Origin of the sequence: Pigmentiphaga daeguensis (assembly GCF_039523035.1) — a bacterium.
Classification (GTDB): Bacteria; Pseudomonadota; Gammaproteobacteria; order Burkholderiales; family Burkholderiaceae_B; genus Pigmentiphaga; species Pigmentiphaga daeguensis.
The window spans coordinates 174,138-192,786 of sequence record NZ_BAAAEN010000008.1 but is presented as its reverse complement, the minus strand read 5'-3'; the positions used below and the strand labels follow the sequence as shown (position 1 = coordinate 192,786).

Below are 18,649 nucleotides of genomic sequence, written 5' to 3'. Positions count from 1 at the left end.
GGCAAGCGGCGCTGAGCGCAACACTGCACGGCATGACAGGAGGCACCCGCACAGGGCGCCCGGGAGACATGCATGCCGCCATCCGACACCATCCAGGAAACCCTGAACACGCCCGTCGCGGGCCGCTATGACGTCATCGTCGTCGGCGGCGGCGCCTCCGGCACCGTGGCCGCCATCGCCGCGGCGCGCACCGGCGCGCGCACGCTGCTGGTCGAGCGCGGAGGCTGCCTGGGCGGCGCCGCCACCGCCAATCTCGTGGCGCAATGGGTCGCCTTCTTCCACGGCGAAACGCGCGTGGTAGGCGGCATCCCGTTCGAGCTGGCCGAGCGCGTGCAGGCCGCCGGCGGCTCGGACGGCTTCCACCGCTACGTGATGGGCGAGGCAGCCGGCACGCCGTTCCCGCTGCGCGTGCTGCCCTTCAACCCCGAGACGGTCAAATGGGTGCTGGACGGCGCCGTCAGCGAAGCGGGCGCGGAGGTACTGCTGCACACGAGCTTCGCGCGCGCACTGGTACGGGACGGCGCCATCAGCGGTGTGACGGTCGAGTCCGTGCAGGGACGCCTGGCCCTGCTCGCGCCGGTGGTGGTGGATGCCTCCGGCGATGCGCTGGTATGCGCCAGCGCGGGCGTCCCGTTCCAGGACGATGGCGGCGAGCGCCAGCCCTGCACCCTGTCCTTCCGCCTGTCGAACGTGGACGTGGCGCGCTTCCGGGCGGTGCCTTCCGACGAACGCCGTGCCCGGGTACTGGATGGCTTGCGGCGCGGCGAACTGTTCTGGGAAAGCCTGTCCTTCGTCAGCACGCCCGGCGGCACCGACGCCATCTGCCTGATGAGCCGCATCCAGGACATCGATGCGCTGGATGCCCGCGACGCGTCGCGCGCCGAGCAGGAAGGCCGCCGGCAGATCGCCAGCATCGTGGGATTCCTGCGGCGCGAGATCCCCGGCTTCGAGCACGCCATCCTGGCCGATGTCGCCGAACGCGTGGGCGTGCGCGAGACGCGCCGCATCGAAGGGCGATACACGCTCAGCGAAGAAGACATCATGCAGGCTCGCGGCTTCGAGGACTCCATCGCCCTGGGCGCCGGCCCCATGGACCGCCACCAGCCGGGCGGCACCGGCATCCGCCTGTATGCGCCGCCCCAACCCTTCGAGATACCGCTGCGCACGCTGCTGCCCGCAGGCGTGGAGGGCCTGCTGGTGTGCGGCCGCACCTTGAGCGCGACCCGCGAGGCCATGGCCGGCGCGCGCCACATGGCGACCTCCATGGCGATGGGGCAGGCGGTCGGCACGTTGGGCGCCATCGCCGCGGCCGGCAGCCGCCCTCCCTCGGACGTGCCGGTCTCGCAAGTGCAGCACCGCCTGGCGCAGGACCATGCGCTTTTCCGCCGCGAACAGGTCGTCCGCCAGAACCCGCCCGCCTGAGATTTCCCCGGAGACATCCATGAAAAAAACACGACAAGCCATCGCCTGCCTGGCGCTGCTGGCCACCGCCACCGCGGCGGCCGCCCAGGACTGGCCCAGCCGCGCCACCACGGTGATCAACCCCTTCAGCGCCGGCACGACCACCGATACCGTGGCGCGGGTCGTCGCCGAGGGCCTGCAGAAGAAGTACGGCACGCCCTTCATCGTCGACTCCCGGCCCGGCGCCGGCGGCATGATAGGCACCACGCTGGTCGCCCGCGCGCACCCGGACGGCAGCACTTTCGGCGTCAGCATCGCCGGCCCGCTGGTCCACAACCCCCTGCTCTACAAGCGCATGGCCTACGACCCGGCCAAGGACCTCACGCCCTTGACGCTGGGCGTGCACCAGCCCTGCCTGTTGATCGCATCCCGGGAACTGGGCGTCAAGACGCTGCCCGAGCTCATCGACGTCCTGAAAAAGAATCCCGGCAAATACAACTACTCGTACGTGGGCAACGGCTCGCTGGGCCACCTGGTCATGACGCTGCTCGCCAACAAGAGCGGCACGCAGATCGTTCCGGTGATGTACGCCGGCGCCGTGCAGGCCACCACCGCCGTGATGACCAACGAGGTGCAGATGGGCTGCCTGCCCGCACAGGCCACCATGGCCCAGGTGCGCGGCGACAAGGTAGTGCCGATCGCGGTCTCCACCGCCGAGCGCGCAGCGCTGCTGCCCGAGGTGCCGGCCTTGCGCGAGTTCTACCCGGACATCGTCGGCAGCGCCTGGATGGGGTTCGTCGCACCCGGCGGCATGCCCGCCGCGCTGGCCGGACGCATCAGCGCCGCGATCGGCGAGGTGCTGCGCCAGCCCCAGGTAGTCGAACTGCTGCGCCAGCAACTGATGGAGCCCGCGCCGGGCACGCCCGCGCAATTCAAGGCCTTCATGCAGGAAGAACTGGCGCGCTGGAAACCGGTGATCGTCGACAACAAGATCACCGCCGAATAGCGATAGGGAGAATGTGAGTTGAACAGCAGTAGCATCCAGCCCCTGGGCCGCACCGCCCGGGGCGTGCCGGTCATCGGGGAAGCGGACGTCGTCGTCATCGGCGCGGGGCCGGGCGGCTTCGCGGCGGCGCTACGCGCGCGCCGCGAGGGTTGCAGCGTGATCATCGTCGAGAAATTCGACATGCCCGGCGGCGTCCATACCTCGGGGCTCCAGGGCGCCGCCAACACGGGCGTAGGCGGCATCCATACCGAGCTGATGGAGCGCTTCGCGGCGGCAGGCGCCATCTACACCGCCACCGAGAAGGAACTGCCCGACTGGGCCGGCAATGCGCTGTCCCACTACGACTACTACCTGGAGCCGGGCTCGCCCTTCCGCCGCGCCTCCTTCAATCCGGATGCCGCCGGCAACATCATGCTGCGCATGCTGGACGAGGCCGGCGTGCACGCCATCTACGGCGCCGCCTTCGTGGACGTCGAGATGCAGCCCGACGGCGGGCAACGCCGCATTACCCACGCCATCATCGAAACCGTTCAAGGTCGTCAGGCCATCCGCGGCCGAGTCTTCGTGGAAGGCAGCGGCACCGCCGAAGTCGTGGCGCGCGCCGGCGCCCCCTACGTGCGCGGCGGCGGACGCCAGCCCGAGACCGTGACCACGGACGCCCAGGCGCGCCCCATACCCGGCGGCCTGCTGTGGATCATGAGCGGCATCGATTTCGCGCAGACCGCCGCCTACCAGAAGCGCGAAAACGATCCGGCCCTGAGCAAGCTGATCAACGCGGCCCGCGCGGCCGGCGACATCCCGCCCGAACTGTATCGTCCACGCCTGGCCGACCAGGGCGTCTACGGCGATCACTACATCGGCCATCCGACCGTCGACATGAGCCCCATCCAGGGCCCGGGCACCTTCATCCTGTGGCAGAACGTGCCCTACGAATGGGCGCTGCACATGGACGACGATGCCGAGCACGCCTTCCGCGCCAAGCGCGAACTGCGCCGGCTGATCGATGCCGAGGCCGCCTTCCTGCGCAAATACGCGCCGGGCTTCCAGGACGCCTTCATCTCCCATGTCGGCCGCTACGTGGGCGTGCGGGATGGCCGCCACCCCATCGGCGAATACGTCTTCTCCATCGACGACGCGCGGGAAGAGCGACGCTTCCCCGACGCCGTGACGCGTCCCATGACCAAGACCTTCTTCTGGGACCAGTACGCGAAATACACCTTCGAGGTGCCCTACCGCTGCTTCCTGCCCAAGGAAGTCGACAACCTGCTGCTGACCGGCGCCTCGCTGTCCTTCACCTTCGAGACCATCTTCATGGTCATGCGCAATTTCCCCTGGTGCTGCCAGACCGGCGAAGTGGCCGGCCATGCCGCCGCGCGCGCCATCCGCGAAGGCATAAGCCCCAAGCAGCTCCGCTGGACCGAGCCGCTGCCCTTCTGATCCGCAAGGAGACACGACATGAATGCTTCGGTCATTGCCGAAACCCTGAACACGCCCGTACTCGACCATTACGACGTCATCGTCGCGGGCGGCGGCGCTTCCGGCCTGATCGCCGCGGTCGCGGCGGCCCGCGGCGGCGCCCGCGTGGCGCTGGTCGAACGCGCCGGCTGCCTGGGCGGTACCGCCACATCCGGCATGGTCGCCCAATACATCGGCCTCTTCAACGGCACCGTGCGCTGCGTGGGCGGCATAGGCTTCGAACTCACCCGGCGCATCGAGGCGGCCGGCGGCAGCGACGGCTTTCGCCGCTACACCCTGGCCGAGGCCAGCGCCAACCCCGTCACCATCATCAACTTCCCCTTCAACCCCGAGGTCGTCAAGATCGTGGCCGACGACATGGCGCGCGAAGCCGGCGTGGACGTGCTCCTGCACTCGCGCGTCGTCGGGCCGCTGATGGAAGACGGCCGCGTGGCCGGCCTGTTGCTGGAAAACGTCTCCGGCCGGCGCGCCCTGCGCTCGCGCATGCTGGTCGATGCCACCGGCGATGCCGTCATCGCCGCCGCGGCCGGCGTCCCGTACGTGGGCGAAGAGCCAGAACTGCGCGACAAGCGCCAGCCCCTGACCCTGGTGTTCCGCATGTCCAACGTGGACGTGCGCGCCTTCCGCGCCATCCCGCGCGAACGCAAGCGCGCCATCGCCCTGGACGGCCTGCGGCGCGGCCAATTGGCCTGGGAAAGCCTGTCCTTCTGCAGCACGCCCGGCGACACCGACGCCATCTGCCTGATGAGCCGCATCCACGGCATCGACGCCCTGGACGGCGCGCAGCTGACGCGGGCCGAGCAAGTAGGACGGCAGCAGATCAAGACCATCGTGCCCTTCCTGCGCGAAAACGTTCCGGGCTTCGAGAAATCCGTGCTCGCCGGCATCGCCGAACGCGTAGGCATACGCGAAACGCGCCGCATCGTCGGGCGACACACCCTGACGACCGAAGACATCGTCGGCGGCAAGCGCTTTGCCGACGCCGTCGCCCTGGGCGCCGGACCCATGGACCTGCACGAAGCCGGCGGCACCGGCGTCGACCTGTGGATGCCGCCCGCGCCGTTCGAGATCCCCCTCGCCTGCCTGCTGCCCCAGTCCATCGAAGGCATCGTCGTGACCGGCCGGGCCATCTCCGCCACGCGCGAGGCCAACGGCGGTGCCCGCCACATGGGCACCGCCATGTGCCTGGGCCATGCCGCCGGCGCCTACGCCGCCCTCGCGGCCAGCGGCCAGGCCACGCTGGAAAACCCGGCCGTCGACACGCTGCGCCAGGTGCTGCGAAGCCAGGGCGCCTTGATCTCGGCCGACGAGGCGGTAGCCGCCGCCGATGAAAACGCGGTCCAGGCACGCCCCGCCTGAATCGATTGAAGAAGGAGACAACCATGCAGAACATCGTGCGACGCAAGATACTGGCCACGGCCTTGCTGACGGCCACCACGGCCGGCGGCGCCTTCCCCGCGCTGGCTGCGCAGGACTATCCCAGCAAGCCCATCCGGCTCATCGTGCCCTTCCCCGCCGGCGGCCCCTCGGACACCACCGCGCGGTCCATCGCCGAAGGCCTGGGCAAGGAACTGGGGCAACCCGTCGTCGTGGAAAACAAGCCCGGCGCGGGCGCCATCGTCGGCAGCGAATTCGTGCTGGGCCAACCCGCCGACGGCCACACCCTGCTGATGGCCAGCAACGTCATCTCCACCGGCAAGTGGCTCTACCCCTCCATGAACTTCGAACCCGTGCGCGACTTCCGCGCCGTGGTCGGCGTCTTCCGCAGCCCGCACCAGGTGGCCGTGGCGCCGGACTTTCCGGGCAAGGGCATCCAGGACCTGATCGCCCTGGCCAGGCGCGAAGGCGGACGGATGAACTACGGCTCGGGCGGTTCAGGCACCATGCCGCACCTGGGCGCGGAGCGGTTCAAGCAGGTTACCGGGGTGGAGATGCAGCACATCCCCTACCGGGGTTCGGCGCCGGCCAACGTCGCGCTGGTGGCGGGAGACGTGCCTGTCCACTTCGATATCGAGTTTTCGGTGCAGCCGCTGCTGAAGTCGGGGCGATTGCGGTCGCTGGGCGTGACGGCGTTGAAGCGGTCGCCTCAATTTCCTGATGTTCCCACGCTGGATGAACAGGGAATCAAGGGGTTTGAGCTGTACTCGTGGTTCGGCATCGTGGCGCGTACCGGCACCCCGGACAACATCGTCGCCAAACTGAATCAGGCCATCAACCAGGTGATGGAGACGCCGGAATTCAAGCAGCGGCTGGCGGCGCTGGGAGCCGAGAAGCTCGGCGGACCGCCTGCCGCGTTCGAGAAGATGATCAAGGACGACTATCGGCTCTGGGGCGAGGTGATCCAGAAAGCCAATATCAAGATCGAGTAGGCGCACGGCATCAGGTATCGACGAAGCAGCGAGATGTCGCCATCATTCGCACCTGCTGCGTCGAATTGATCGACGGGGTGTGCAGCAGGCGCATGTCCATGAGAAAGACATCGCCTGCGCGCCCGGACATCTCGACGATCCCGATCCCCAGGTCGTCAAGCTGGCGCTCCAGATCCTCCGCCGTCCTCAATATCCGGCGCAACCGGGATGACGACACATCCGGCCGCATATCGACACGATGGGAGCCCGCCAGTGCCAGCGTTCCCCCACCACCGCTGGCCACGTCGTCGAGCAGGAAGAATGCCTGTATCCCCGGCAAGCGGCCTGGCGGCTTCGCCGCCACGTCCACATGCCAGCTCAAACCTTGCAGCGTCCAGTCGCCTTGACGGGGCGGCGACAGCAGCAGTTCGACATCCTGGACCAGGTTCGGCGCTCGTCCGGCCAGTCGCGTCACCTCGGCCAGCAATTCCCGCGTAACCAGCGATTCATGCAGGCCGGGCAGCCTGACCAGCGAAGACAGCTTGCCGATCTGCTGGAAGACAGGCAGACCGCGCACCGAAGCAGGCATGCCCTTTCCCTCTAACACGCGTTTGAGTTCATCAAGCAGCTTCTGCCGGACCGCCATCATCCGCTTGCGCGGATGAAAGCCCTCCAACCGGACGTAGCCTTGATCGGCGAAGCAATCGGCTTGAGCAGTTTTCATTGGCAAGAATTCCTTGGAGGAACCGACGTCCGCATTCCCGCCACTCGATGCAGGTAAAGCGGCGTACCGCCCTGTGGCCATGCACTGTCTATTCGACTGCTTCGAGGATACACATGGCATCGCCCTCCGCCCAGACCGCTGGCCGCGCAACTGGCGTGGACCACACTAGCGATGGAGTGGCGGCGAAGCTTGAGGCAGATTTCGCGGATAAGCCTCCAGGCAGAGATCCAGCACTTCGGCACGAAACCAGCAATGAGCCGGATCGTGATCGAGGCGCGGATGCCAGATTGCCGAGATATTGAAAGCGGGTATGGGCACGGGCAGTTCGAAGCACTGTAAGCCATTGGCCGCCGCGTAATCCGGCACAAAGGAGTTGCCGACGCATGAATGCGGGACAACGGCCAGCAAGTCCGAATGACGAGCCAGCTGCATGGCGCTCGTATAAGACGGCACCACTATCCGCACCTTCCGCCGCCCATTCGGCGGTTCAACGGCTGCGTCAATCGAACTTTCCGCTTCGCCGGTACGTGAAGTCATCACATGGTCGTATGCGGCCCATTGTTCCACGCTGATGCTCCGTTCACTCAGAAGCGGATGGCCGATGCGGCACACGCCGACATAGCGATCGCGGAAGAGCAAACGCGTACGTACCTCGGGTGCCGAAGTTTTGACGATGCCGATCTCCAGATCAATCGCGCCTTCCCTTAGCGGTTGAGCATTCCAGTCCGGCTTGGGGGCGAAGCGAAGCTGCACACCGGGTGCCGTGCGGCGGATCCGGTCCATCAAAGCCGCGCCAAGCAGGTCGATAAAGCCTTCACCCACTCGCAGGGTGAAGCGTTGTTCCAGGGAGGCAATGTCGAACTGATGCTCGGTACGACTCAGTACCCCCTCTACTTCGCGGGTCAGCGCCGAGAGACGCTGGCTCAGCTGTTCTGCATATGGCGTGAGCACCAGCGTGCGCCCAGCCTGCAGCAACAGGCGATCGCCCGTAACCGCGCGCAGGCGAGTGAGCGTACGGCTCGTTGCAGAAACACTGAGCTTCAGTCGCCGGGCGGCCCCCGTGACGCTACGTTCACTCAGCAATGCATCCAGCGCGGGAAGGAGGTTGAGGTCGACGCGTGTCATGCGCCCAGCATAATCGAAAACCTTCCAGGTATGGCGTCTGGCGCAATCAAGAATTGCAGTCCAGGCGTCTGGTGCAAATTAGAGCCAGGTTCGACAATCCATGGCTTCAATAGTGCGAAAAGGAGAATCCCATGCCCCAAGCATCGGTTCACACCCCCACCGTCCTGCTCATCGGCGCCTCGCGCGGCCTCGGCCACGCCATGGCGGCCGAATTCCTGAAAAACGGCTGGCACGTCGTGGGCACAGTCCGCGCCGGTGGCGGCCGGACTCTCTTGCACGATTTGGCCGATGCGCATCCGGACCGGGTCGACATTGAAATGCTGGACATTACCCGACCCGAGCAGATCCGATCCTTACACGAGCGCCTGTCCGGCCGGATGTTCGACATTCTGTTTGTCAATGCCGGGACGACCAATCCTGACCCGACTCAGACCATCGGTGAGGTCTCGACGGAGGATTTCGTGAATCTCATGATCACCAATGCACTTAGCCCGATGCGGGTGGTCGAGCGCTTGTCCGACCTTGTCACGCCGGCCGGCCTGATCGGGGTCATGTCATCCGGACAAGGCAGTATCGCCGACAACGAATCCGGCCAGCGGGAGGTTTACCGTGGCAGCAAGGCAGCCTTGAACCAATTCATGCGCAGCTTTGCCGCGCGTCAAGCGCAAACGCCACGGGCCATGCTGCTGATCGCGCCGGGTTGGGTGCGCACCGACCTGGGAGGCCCTGAGGGGAGATTGTCGATCGAGGAAAGTGTTCCCGGGGTTGTGAACGTGCTTCTGACCAAACGGGGCCATCCCGGCCTCGAATACCTCGACTATTGTGGTCGAACCGTTCGGTGGTGATCATGGCCGACTCATCAAGGCACCCGTTCCCCTGGCTGCCGCAAAAAACAAAAAAGGCCACACAAAGTGCGGCCTTTTTTTTCAAACTACGACACCCCTACTTCTTCCTGACCGGCGGCAAATCCGTACACACCCCTTCCGCCACCTCGGCCGCCATCCCGATCGACTCGCCCAGGGTCGGATGCGGATGGATGGTCTTCCCGATATCCACCATATCCGCCCCCATCTCGATCGCCACGGCGACCTCGCCGATCATGTCGCCGGCATTCGTCCCCACGATGCCGCCGCCCACGATCCGGTGCGTCTCTTCGTCGAACAGCAGCTTGGTGAACCCTTCGTCGCGCCCATTGGCGATGGCGCGGCCCGAAGCGGCCCAGGGGAACATGCCCTTGGTGACCTTGCGGCCCTGCTTCCTGGCTTCGTCCTCGGTCAGGCCCACCCACGCGACTTCCGGATCCGTGTAAGCCACGGAGGGGATGACGGTGGCGTCGAAGTGGCTCTTCTGGCCGGCCGCGGCTTCCGCCGCCACGTGGCCCTCATGCACGGCCTTGTGGGCCAGCATGGGCTGGCCGACGATGTCGCCGATGGCGTAGATGTGCGGCACGTTGGTGCGCATCTGGGAATCCACCGGAATGAATCCGCGGTCGCCCACCTGCACGCCGGCCTTGTCGGCGCCGATCTTCTTGCCGTTGGGGCTGCGGCCGACGGCCTGCAGGACGAGGTCGTAGCGCTGGGGTTCCTTGGGGGCCTTCTCGCCCTCGAAGGTGACCCAGATGCCATCGGCCTTGGCCTCGATGCCCACCGTCTTGGTCTTCAACATGATGTTGTCGAAGCGGTGTTCGTTCATCTTCTGCCAGACCTTGACCAGGTCGCGGTCGGCGCCCTGCATCAGGCCGTCCAGCATTTCGACGACGTCGAGCCTGGCGCCCAGGGTCGAGTACACCGTGCCCATTTCCAGGCCGATGATGCCGCCGCCGATGATGAGCATCTTCTTGGGCACGCGCTTCAAAAGCAGTGCGCCGGTGGAGTCGACGATGCGTTCGTCTTCCGGGGCAAAGGGCAGTTTCACGGACTGGCTGCCGGCGGCGATGATGGCGCTGGCGAACTGGATGACCTGCTTGCCGTCCTTGCCATGCACTTCGATGTGGTTGGGGCCGACGAAGGCGCCGACGCCAGTCACCACGGTGACCTTGCGGGCCTTGGCCATGCCCGCCAGGCCGCCGGTCAGCTTGCCGACGACGCCGTCCTTGAACTTGCGCAACTTGTCCAGGTCGATTTCGGGCTTGCCGAAGGTGATGCCGTGCTCGGCCATCTTGGCGGCTTCCTCGACCACGGCCGCGGTATGCAGCAGGGCCTTGGAGGGAATGCAGCCGACGTTCAGGCAGACCCCGCCCAGGGTCGAATAGCGTTCGACCAGGGCCACTTTCAGGCCCAGGTCGGCGGCGCGGAAGGCGGCGGAGTAGCCGCCGGGGCCGGCGCCCAGGACCACGACGTCGAAGCTCTGGTCGGCCTTGCCGCCGAAGCTGGCGGCGGCGGGCAGCGGGACGGGGTCGGGATCCGGCTTGTCGGAGGTCGGTTCGCCCAGTTCGTGCATGGCGGCGGGCGCCACTTCGACCTTGGGGAAACCGGTACGCGACTTGCCGTCCGCGGCCGGGGCCGGGCTGGCCGCGGCGGCGCCTTCGGCCGCGTCGACCTCGACGAGCACCGAGCCTTCGCTGACCTTGTCGCCGACCTTGACCTTGATGGCCTTGACCACCCCGCCCTGCGCGGCGGGGATTTCCATGGAGGACTTGTCGGATTCGACGGTGATCAGGCTTTGCTCGGCCTTGATGGTGTCGCCCACGGCCACCAGGATCTCGATGACTTCGACGTCCTTGAAGTCGCCGATGTCGGGTACCTTGAGTTCTATCGCCATCTCGGGCTCCTTACAGCAGGATGCGGCGGTAGTCCGCCAGCACCGAGGCCAGGTAGGCGTTGAAGCGGGCGCCGGCGGCGCCGTCGATGACGCGGTGGTCGTACGACAGCGACATGGGCAGCGTCAGTTGCGGCACGAACTGCTTGCCGTCCCAGACGGGCTTCATGGTGGAACGGCTGACGCCCAGGATGGCCACTTCGGGCGCGTTGATGATGGGCGTGAAGCTGGTGCCGCCGATGCCGCCCAGCGACGAGATCGAGAAGCAGCCGCCCTGCATTTCCGAGGGCGAGAGCTTGCCGTCGCGCGCCTTCTTGGCCAGTTCGGAGGTTTCCTTGGCCAGCTCCAGGACGCCCTTCTTGTCGGCGTCGCGGATGACCGGCACCACCAGCCCGTTGGGCGTGTCGGCGGCGAAACCGATGTGGAAGTACTTCTTCAGGATCAGGTTGTCGCCTTCCAGCGAGGCGTTGAACTCGGGGAATTTCTTTAGCGCCGAGACGACGGCCTTGATCAGGAACGCGAGCATCGTGACCTTGACGCCGGATTTCTCGTTTTCCTTGTTGAGCTGGACGCGGAAGGCTTCCAGGTCGGTGATGTCCGCATCCTCGTTGTTGGTGACGTGGGGGATCATCACCCAGTTGCGGTGCAGGTTGGCGCCGGAGATCTTCTTGATGCGCGACAGCGGCTTGGCCTCGACTTCGCCGAACTTGGCGAAATCGACCTTGGGCCAGGCCAGCACTTCCAGGCCGGAGCCCGAGCCGCCGGCGGCCGCGGGCGCTGCGGCGGCGCCGCCCGCCAGGGCCTTCTTGACGAAGTTGCGCACGTCGTCGGGCGTGATGCGGCCCTTGGGACCGGTGGCGGGCACCTTGGAAAGGTCCACGCCCAGTTCGCGCGCGAACTTGCGCACGGACGGCGAGGCATGGGCCTTGGAAGGCGCGTGTTCGACGGCGGAGTCGGCCGGCACGGGCGGCTGCTTGGCCGCGGGCGCGGCGGCCGGCGCGGCGGGCGCCGGCGCCTCGGCCCTGGCGGCGGGAGCCGGCGCGCTCTCGGCCTTGGCGGCCGGCGCGGCAGCGGCGGCGGCACCGGTCTTGACCTTCACCAGTTGGCTACCCTTGGATACCTTGTCGCCGACCTTGACCAGCACCTCGGTGACTTCGCCTGCGACCGAGGTCGGGATTTCCATGGAGGACTTGTCGGACTCGACGGTGACCAGGCTTTGCTCGGCCGAGACCTTGTCGCCGGCCTTGACCAGCAGTTCGATGACTTCGACGTCCTTGAAGTCGCCGATGTCGGGCACGACCACGGTTTCCTCGCCACCGCCCTGGGCGGGCGCGGCGGCCGGCGCGGCCTGCGGCGCGGCTTCCTGCTTGGCGGCGGGCACGGCGGCGGGCGCTTCGGCCTTGGCAGGCGCCGCTTCCCGCTGGGGCGCCTCGGCGCCGCCGGCGGCTTCGATCTCGACCAGCGGCGTACCTTCGCTGACCTTGTCGCCGACCTTGACCTTGATGGCCTTGACCACCCCGCCGGCGGCGGCCGGGATTTCCATGGACGACTTGTCGGACTCGACCGTGACCAGGCTTTGCTCGGCCTTGATGGTGTCGCCCACCGAGACCAGGATCTCGATCACTTCGACTTCGCTGAAATCACCGATGTCGGGGACTTTCAGCTCGCTCACATTACTCATTCTGTAGTCTCCAGAAAGCCGGACCCCACCGGCGCCCCCGCCGCAGGCAGGCGCGCGCCGGCCGGGCGGGCAAGACAGGGGCAGTCCCTATCTTACCCATCCCGGCCATCGATCACGCGTGTTGAGGGTTGGCTTTCTCGGGGTTGATGCCGTACTTCTTGATGGCCTCGGCCACCTTCTTCACCGGGATCTTGCCTTCGTCGGCCAGCGCCTTCAGGGCGGACAGCGTGACGAAGTGGCGATCCACCTCGAAGTGTTCGCGCAGCTTGGCGCGGAAGTCGGAACGGCCGAACCCGTCGGTGCCCAGCACGTTGTAGGTGCGGCCCCTGGGGATGAACGGACGGATCTGGTCGGCGAAGGACTTCATGTAGTCGGTCGAGGCGACGATGGGACCTTCGGTCTTTTCCAGCACTTCGGTCACGTAGGCGACCTGGGCCTTCTTCTCGGTCGGATGCAGCAGGTTGTGGCGATCGGCGTCCAGGCCGTTGCGGCGCAGCTCGGTGAAGCTGGTCACGCTCCAGACGTCGGCGGCAACGCCCCAGTCCTTCTCGAGCAGTTCCTGGGCGGCGATGACTTCGCGCAGGATGGTGCCCGAACCCAGCAGCTGGACGCGATGCTCGGCCTTGGCCTCGCTCTTCTTCAACTGGTACATGCCGCGGATGATGCCCTCTTCGTCGCCGGCCTTCAGGCCCGGCTGGGCATAGTTCTCGTTCATGACCGTGATGTAGTAGAAGACGTTTTCCTGGTCTTCCACCATGCGCTTGAGGCCGTTCTGGATGATGACCGCCAGTTCGTGCGCGAAGGTCGGGTCGTACGACACGCAGTTGGGGATGGTGGCCGACATCAGGTGGCTGTGGCCGTCCTCGTGCTGCAGGCCTTCGCCGTTGAGCGTCGTGCGGCCGGCGGTGCCGCCCAGCATGAAGCCGCGGGCCTGCATGTCGCCGGCGGCCCAGGCCAGGTCGCCGATGCGCTGGAAGCCGAACATCGAGTAATAGATGTAGAACGGCACCATGATGCGGTTGTTCGACGAGTAGGACGTCGCCGCGGCGATCCACGAGCTCATCGCGCCCGCTTCGTTGATGCCCTCTTCCAGGATCTGGCCGTCTTCCGCCTCGCGGTAGTACATGACCTGCGCCTTGTCCACGGGCACGTACTTCTGGCCTTCGTGGGCGTAGATGCCGATCTGGCGGAACATGCCTTCCATGCCGAAGGTGCGCGATTCGTCGGGCACGATGGGCACGACGCGCGGGCCGAGCGTCTTGTCGCGCAGCAGTTGCGTCAGGATGCGCACGAAGGCTTGCGTGGTCGAGATCTCGCGGCCCTCGGCGGTGGGATCGAGCACGGCCTGGAAGGTCGACAGCGCCGGCGCGGGCAGGTGCTCGTCGGCCTTCTGGCGGCGGTGCGGCAGGTAGCCGCCCAGGGCCTGGCGGCGCTCGTGCAGGTACTTCATTTCCGGCGATTCGTCGGACGGCTTGAAGTACGGCAGTTCGCCCAGCTTGTCGTCCGGCACCGGGATGTTGAAGCGGTCGCGGTAGGCGCGGATGATGTCGTCGTCCAGCTTCTTCTGCTGGTGCGCGGGGTTGCGCGACTCGCCGGCGGCGCCCATGCCGTAGCCCTTGATGGTCTTGGCCAGGATGACGGTCGGGCGGCCCTGGCTGTTCTGCGCGGCGTCGAACGCGGCGTAGACCTTGTGCGGGTCATGGCCGCCGCGGTTCAGGCGCCAGATGTCCTCGTCGCTCATGCGGCTGACCATCTCCAGCAGCTTGGGGTGCTTGCCGAAGAAGTTCTCGCGCACGAACGCGCCGTCGTTGGCCTTGTAGGCCTGGTATTCGCCGTCGACGGTCTCTTCCATGATCTGGCGCAGGATGCCTTCCTTGTCGCGCGCCAGCAGCGGATCCCAGTAGCCGCCCCAGATCAGCTTGATGACGTTCCAGCCGCTGCCGCGGAATTCGCCTTCCAGTTCCTGGATGATCTTGCCGTTGCCGCGCACCGGGCCGTCCAGGCGCTGCAGGTTGCAGTTGATCACGAACACCAGGTTGTCCAGCTTTTCGCGCGAGGCCAGGCTGATGGCGCCCAGCGACTCGGGCTCGTCCATTTCGCCGTCGCCGCAGAACACCCAGACCTTGCGGTTGCTGGTGTCGGCGATGCCGCGGGCGTGCAGGTATTTCAGGAAACGGGCCTGGTAGATGGCCATCAGGGGGCCCAGGCCCATCGAGACGGTCGGGAACTGCCAGAAGTCGGGCATCAGCTTCGGATGCGGGTAGGACGACAGGCCCTTGCCGTCGACTTCCTGGCGGAAATGGTTGAGCTGGTCTTCCGACAGGCGGCCTTCCAGGAAGGCGCGGGCGTACACGCCGGGCGAGGAATGGCCCTGGAAGTAGACCAGGTCGCCGCCGCGGTTTTCGGTCTCGGCGTGCCAGAAGTGGTTCTGGCCGGTCTCGATCATGGTCGCCAGCGAGGCGAACGAGGCGATGTGGCCGCCCAGGTCGCCGCCATCGGGCGGATGCAGCCGGTTGGCCTTGACCACCATGGCCATCGCGTTCCAGCGGATGTACGAGCGGATGCGGTTTTCCAGATCCAGCTTGCCCGGATGCGCCGGCTCCATGTGCGGCGGGATGGTGTTGACGTAGGCGGTGTTCGGCGAGAACGGGATGTAGGCGCCGGAACGGCGGGCCAGGTCGATCAGGCGTTCCAGCAGGTAATGCGCGCGCTCAGGGCCTTCGCGATCCAGAACCGCTTCCAGGGCTTCGAGCCATTCTTGGGTTTCCAGGGTATCTTCGTCGTTGGCGGCGGTTATACCGGCCCCGACCTGAGGAAGAGCGGACATGCCTGTCTCCTGAGTCTCTGTGACATCCGGACGGCTCGTAGCCATCCGAGGGTTAAGTCGCTGTTGGCGGCCTTCGCCTATGTAAAACTAGGGCCCTCGCAACTCCGGCGCGATTCTAGAAGGCAGGAAGCCTTCCATGCAATAAAAATTTCGCTTTACGATATCATTTACCACAATGTGAAATCTACCACGAAACCCGGATAAAAGCATTCTGCGCTGCAATAAAACAGCGGGCCTCCGAACGCACCACACTGTGCGTAAACTTTCTTCATGTCTACCGTTCATCCTTCCAATATTCCCGCCCCGTTCAAGGATCTGGGGCGCCTGCGCCGGCGCAGCTGGTATTGGCTGACGCCCGCCATCGCGCTGGGGCTGTTCGTCTGCGTCATGGGCTCGATCCTGTGGTGGCTGGATGCCCGCGACGACGCCCAGCGCTACGGCACGCTGGTGCGGGACGTCGACTGGGCGCAGCAATCGATGCGCCTGCGCATGCTGGCGGCGCGCGACCGCATGGGCGCGCTGGGACGCGACCTGGTGCGCACCAGCATGACCGAGGGCCGCTTCCTGGACGATGCCCGGGAACTGCAGGTCGAGCATCCCGAGATCATCCACGTGGCCTGGATCAACGCCGACCGCAAGGCGGTCTGGGTCTCGACGCCGGACCGGCGCGCGGGCCAGACCTTCCGCATGAGCGCCCCCGGCGCGGCCGAGCCGGAGGCCTTCCGCGCCTTCGAGATCGCCCGCGACGAGCACCGGCCGGCGTATTCCCGCCCCTACCGGGGGCAGTACAACGAGGTCTACCTGGACCTGTACGTGCCGGTGTTCCAGGACGAACGCTTCCTGGGCACGCTGGCCACGGTGTATTCGGTGGACGCCATCCTGCAGCACCTGATCCCGCAGGAGACCCAGCGCAAGTACAAGGTTTCCATCCTGGACGGCAACGAGATGCCGCTGGTGTCCTCGTCGTCGCGCGCGGACAAGGGCGCCATCAACGCCTACGAAGTGCCGCTGGACCCGCCGGGCAACGGCATGATGCTGAGCGCGCGCGGCTACCGCACGCAAACCGACACCTCGCAGACCATGCTGGTCTGGGTCGTGGTGTCGCTGTCGGCGGTCATCATATGGAGCCTGTTCGCGCTGTGGCGCCACACGCGCTTCCGTTCCCAGGCCGAACAGGCCCTGATCGCCGAGACCGCCTTCCGCCGCGCCATGGAGAACTCCATGCTGACCGGCATGCGGGTGCTGGACATGGAAGGCCGCATTACCTATGTGAACCCGGCCTTCTGCCGGATGATGGGCTGGGACGAGGCCGACCTGCTGGGCCGGCCGCCGCCCTACCCCTACTGGCCCCAGGGCGACCATGCCGCCCAGTGGCGCAACACCGAGATGCTGCTGTCGGGCAACGCCCCCAGCAGCGGCTTCGAGATGGAGGCGCAGCGGCGCGACGGCTCGATCTTCTTCGCGCGGATGTACGTGTCGCCGCTGCTGGACCAGCGTGGCGTGCAGACCGGGTGGATGACGTCCATGACCGACATCACCGAGCCCAAGCGCATCCGCGAGGCCCTGGCCGCCGCCCACGAACGCTTCATGACCGTGCTCGAGGGCCTGGACGACGCCATCTCGGTCACGGCCGAGACCCCCAAGGGCTCGGAACTGCTGTTCGCCAACAAGACCTACCGCCGCGTGCTGGGTTCGCAGCCCACCGGGCACGACGAACTGTCCGCCGGCCGGCGCGGCCGTTTCACCGATGAAGCAATCGAAGTGTATTCCTCGTCCACGCACCGCTGGTTCGAGGTGCGCCATCGCATGCTGCAATGGGTGGACGGACGCCGGGTGCGCATGCAGGTGGCGCGCGACATCACCGAGCGCCGGGCCTCCGAGGAAGCGTCCCGCGCCCAGCAGGAGAAGATCCAGCTCACCAGCCGCCTGATCACCATGGGCGAAATGGCCTCGTCGCTGGCGCACGAGCTGAACCAGCCGCTGACGGCCATCAACAACTACAGCATGGGCGTGGTGGCGCTGGTACGCGCCGGCGATACCGATCCGGCCAAATTGCTGCCGGCCCTGGAAAAAACCACCGCACAGGCCCAGCGTGCAGGTATGATCATCCGCCGCATACGCGAATTCGTGAAGCGGAGCGAGCCCAAGCGCCAGCGGGTCAGCCTGCCCACGATCGTGGATAATGCGGTCGGTTTTGCCGGGATCGAGTCCCGGACCCGGCGGATCGATATCATTCAAAAAATACCCGAACAGTTGCCGGACGTTCTTGCCGATCCTATCCTGATCGAACAGGTGGTCCTGAATCTGATGAAAAACGGCCTGGAGGCCATGCAGGATTCAGAGGGGCGGGAACTGCTGGTGGAAGCGAACGTGCGCGACGACATGGTTGAAGTGGCAGTCACCGATACCGGCCATGGGCTGGCCGACCCCGAACGGCTGTTCGAGCCTTTCTACAGCACCAAGTCGGAAGGCATGGGCATGGGCCTGAACATCTGCCGCACGATCATCGAGTTCCACCACGGCCGGCTGTGGGCCGAAGCCAATCCCGCCGGAGGCACGATCTTCAAGTTCACGCTTCCGTGGGTACGTCCGATCCTGCCGACCGGACCCGCCCCCGAACTGGAATCCGCACCCAAGGAGCTTACCTGATGAGCAATACGCCCCAATCCAGCACGGTCTTCATAGTCGACGACGACGAAGCCGTGCGAGATTCTCTCCGATGGCTGCTCGAAGCCAACGGTTACCGGGTACGGGCCTACGAGAGTTCGGAACGCTTCCTGGCCGAGTACGACCCCGAGGTGATCGGCGTGCTGATCGCCGACGTCCGGATGCCGGGCATGACCGGGCTCGAGCTCCAGGAACAACTGCTCGCCCGCAAGTCCACCCTGCCCATCGTCTTCGTCACCGGCCACGGCGACGTGCCCATGGCGGTCTCCACCATGAAGAAAGGCGCGGTGGATTTCCTGGAAAAACCCTTCAACGAAGCGGACCTGCGCCAGATCATCGCCAACATGCTGGAGCAGGCCCATTCCCGCGCGGCCGACGAAGCCACCCGGCGCGGCCACGAGGCCCTGCTGGCCCGGCTGACCGTGCGCGAACAGCAGGTACTGGAACGCATCGTGGCCGGCCGCCTGAACAAGCAGATCGCCGACGACCTGGGCATCAGCATCAAGACCGTCGAGGCGCATCGCGCCAACATCATGGAAAAGCTGCAGGTCACGACCGTGGCCGACCTGATGAAGGTGGCCCTGCACCATCGGCCGCAGGGATAGCCCCCCTACGCGCTTACGCGCGCCCGGAATGG

The 18,649-nt window shown here is 66.3% G+C and carries 13 protein-coding genes; 8 read left to right on the top strand and 5 right to left on the bottom strand.

Annotated elements, in window-relative coordinates:
• Nucleotides 1–72: 72 nt before the first annotated feature.
• Genes ABD104_RS12950 through ABD104_RS12930 form a run of 5 tightly spaced genes read left to right on the top strand, consistent with a single transcriptional unit; the run spans nt 73 to nt 6,252 of the window.
• Complete coding sequence (locus tag ABD104_RS12950) at nt 73–1,422, top strand: FAD-dependent oxidoreductase (RefSeq protein ID WP_343927637.1); 1,350 nt, start codon at nt 73–75, stop codon at nt 1,420–1,422.
• A gap of 19 nt (nt 1,423–1,441) precedes the next feature.
• Nucleotides 1,442–2,407 carry a Bug family tripartite tricarboxylate transporter substrate binding protein gene (locus ABD104_RS12945; protein WP_176400840.1) on the top strand — a complete coding sequence of 322 codons (966 nt, stop codon included), beginning with the start codon at nt 1,442–1,444 and terminating at the stop codon, nt 2,405–2,407.
• 18 nt (nt 2,408–2,425) lie between these two features.
• On the top strand, nt 2,426–3,844 hold the full coding sequence (locus tag ABD104_RS12940; RefSeq protein ID WP_343927636.1) for an FAD-dependent oxidoreductase: 1,419 nt from the start codon (nt 2,426–2,428) through the stop codon (nt 3,842–3,844).
• A gap of 18 nt (nt 3,845–3,862) precedes the next feature.
• Nucleotides 3,863–5,242, top strand: coding sequence for an FAD-dependent oxidoreductase (locus ABD104_RS12935; RefSeq protein WP_343927635.1), 1,380 nt, complete (start codon nt 3,863–3,865; stop codon nt 5,240–5,242).
• Between the two features lie 23 nt (nt 5,243–5,265).
• Nucleotides 5,266–6,252, top strand: coding sequence for a Bug family tripartite tricarboxylate transporter substrate binding protein (locus ABD104_RS12930; RefSeq protein WP_132980337.1), 987 nt, complete (start codon nt 5,266–5,268; stop codon nt 6,250–6,252).
• Nucleotides 6,253–6,262: 10 nt separating this feature from the next.
• Here the strand turns inward: ABD104_RS12930 and ABD104_RS12925 are convergent, their stop codons facing one another.
• Nucleotides 6,263–6,955: a phytanoyl-CoA dioxygenase family protein gene (locus tag ABD104_RS12925; protein WP_343927634.1), complete on the bottom strand. Its 693-nt coding sequence runs from the start codon at nt 6,953–6,955 to the stop codon at nt 6,263–6,265.
• A 165-nt stretch (nt 6,956–7,120) separates the two neighbouring features.
• A complete protein-coding gene (locus tag ABD104_RS12920) occupies nt 7,121–8,080 on the bottom strand; it encodes a LysR family transcriptional regulator (protein WP_087841156.1) in 960 nt (319 codons plus the stop codon).
• 131 nt (nt 8,081–8,211) lie between these two features.
• Here ABD104_RS12920 and ABD104_RS12915 point away from each other — a divergent pair, with 131 nt between their 5' ends.
• A complete protein-coding gene (locus ABD104_RS12915; RefSeq protein ID WP_132980340.1) occupies nt 8,212–8,925 on the top strand; it encodes an SDR family NAD(P)-dependent oxidoreductase in 714 nt (237 codons plus the stop codon).
• Nucleotides 8,926–9,022: 97 nt separating this feature from the next.
• On the opposite strand, the gene lpdA is transcribed toward ABD104_RS12915, so the two are convergent.
• The 3 genes from lpdA to aceE form a co-directional block, all read right to left on the bottom strand.
• Nucleotides 9,023–10,840, bottom strand: coding sequence for a dihydrolipoyl dehydrogenase (lpdA, locus tag ABD104_RS12910; RefSeq protein ID WP_132980341.1), 1,818 nt, complete (start codon nt 10,838–10,840; stop codon nt 9,023–9,025).
• 10 nt (nt 10,841–10,850) lie between these two features.
• Entirely contained in the window at nt 10,851–12,518 is a 1,668-nt protein-coding gene (gene aceF / locus ABD104_RS12905) for a dihydrolipoyllysine-residue acetyltransferase (RefSeq protein ID WP_343927633.1), read from the bottom strand.
• 112 nt (nt 12,519–12,630) lie between these two features.
• Complete coding sequence (aceE, locus tag ABD104_RS12900) at nt 12,631–15,345, bottom strand: pyruvate dehydrogenase (acetyl-transferring), homodimeric type (protein ID WP_087839518.1); 2,715 nt, start codon at nt 15,343–15,345, stop codon at nt 12,631–12,633.
• A 270-nt stretch (nt 15,346–15,615) separates the two neighbouring features.
• Here aceE and ABD104_RS12895 point away from each other — a divergent pair, with 270 nt between their 5' ends.
• Nucleotides 15,616–17,994 carry a PAS domain S-box protein gene (locus ABD104_RS12895; RefSeq protein WP_132980343.1) on the top strand — a complete coding sequence of 793 codons (2,379 nt, stop codon included), beginning with the start codon at nt 15,616–15,618 and terminating at the stop codon, nt 17,992–17,994.
• Complete coding sequence (locus ABD104_RS12890) at nt 17,994–18,617, top strand: response regulator transcription factor (protein WP_087839517.1); 624 nt, start codon at nt 17,994–17,996, stop codon at nt 18,615–18,617. The genes ABD104_RS12895 and ABD104_RS12890 overlap by 1 nt, the downstream gene beginning before the upstream one ends.
• Nucleotides 18,618–18,649 lie beyond the last annotated feature (32 nt).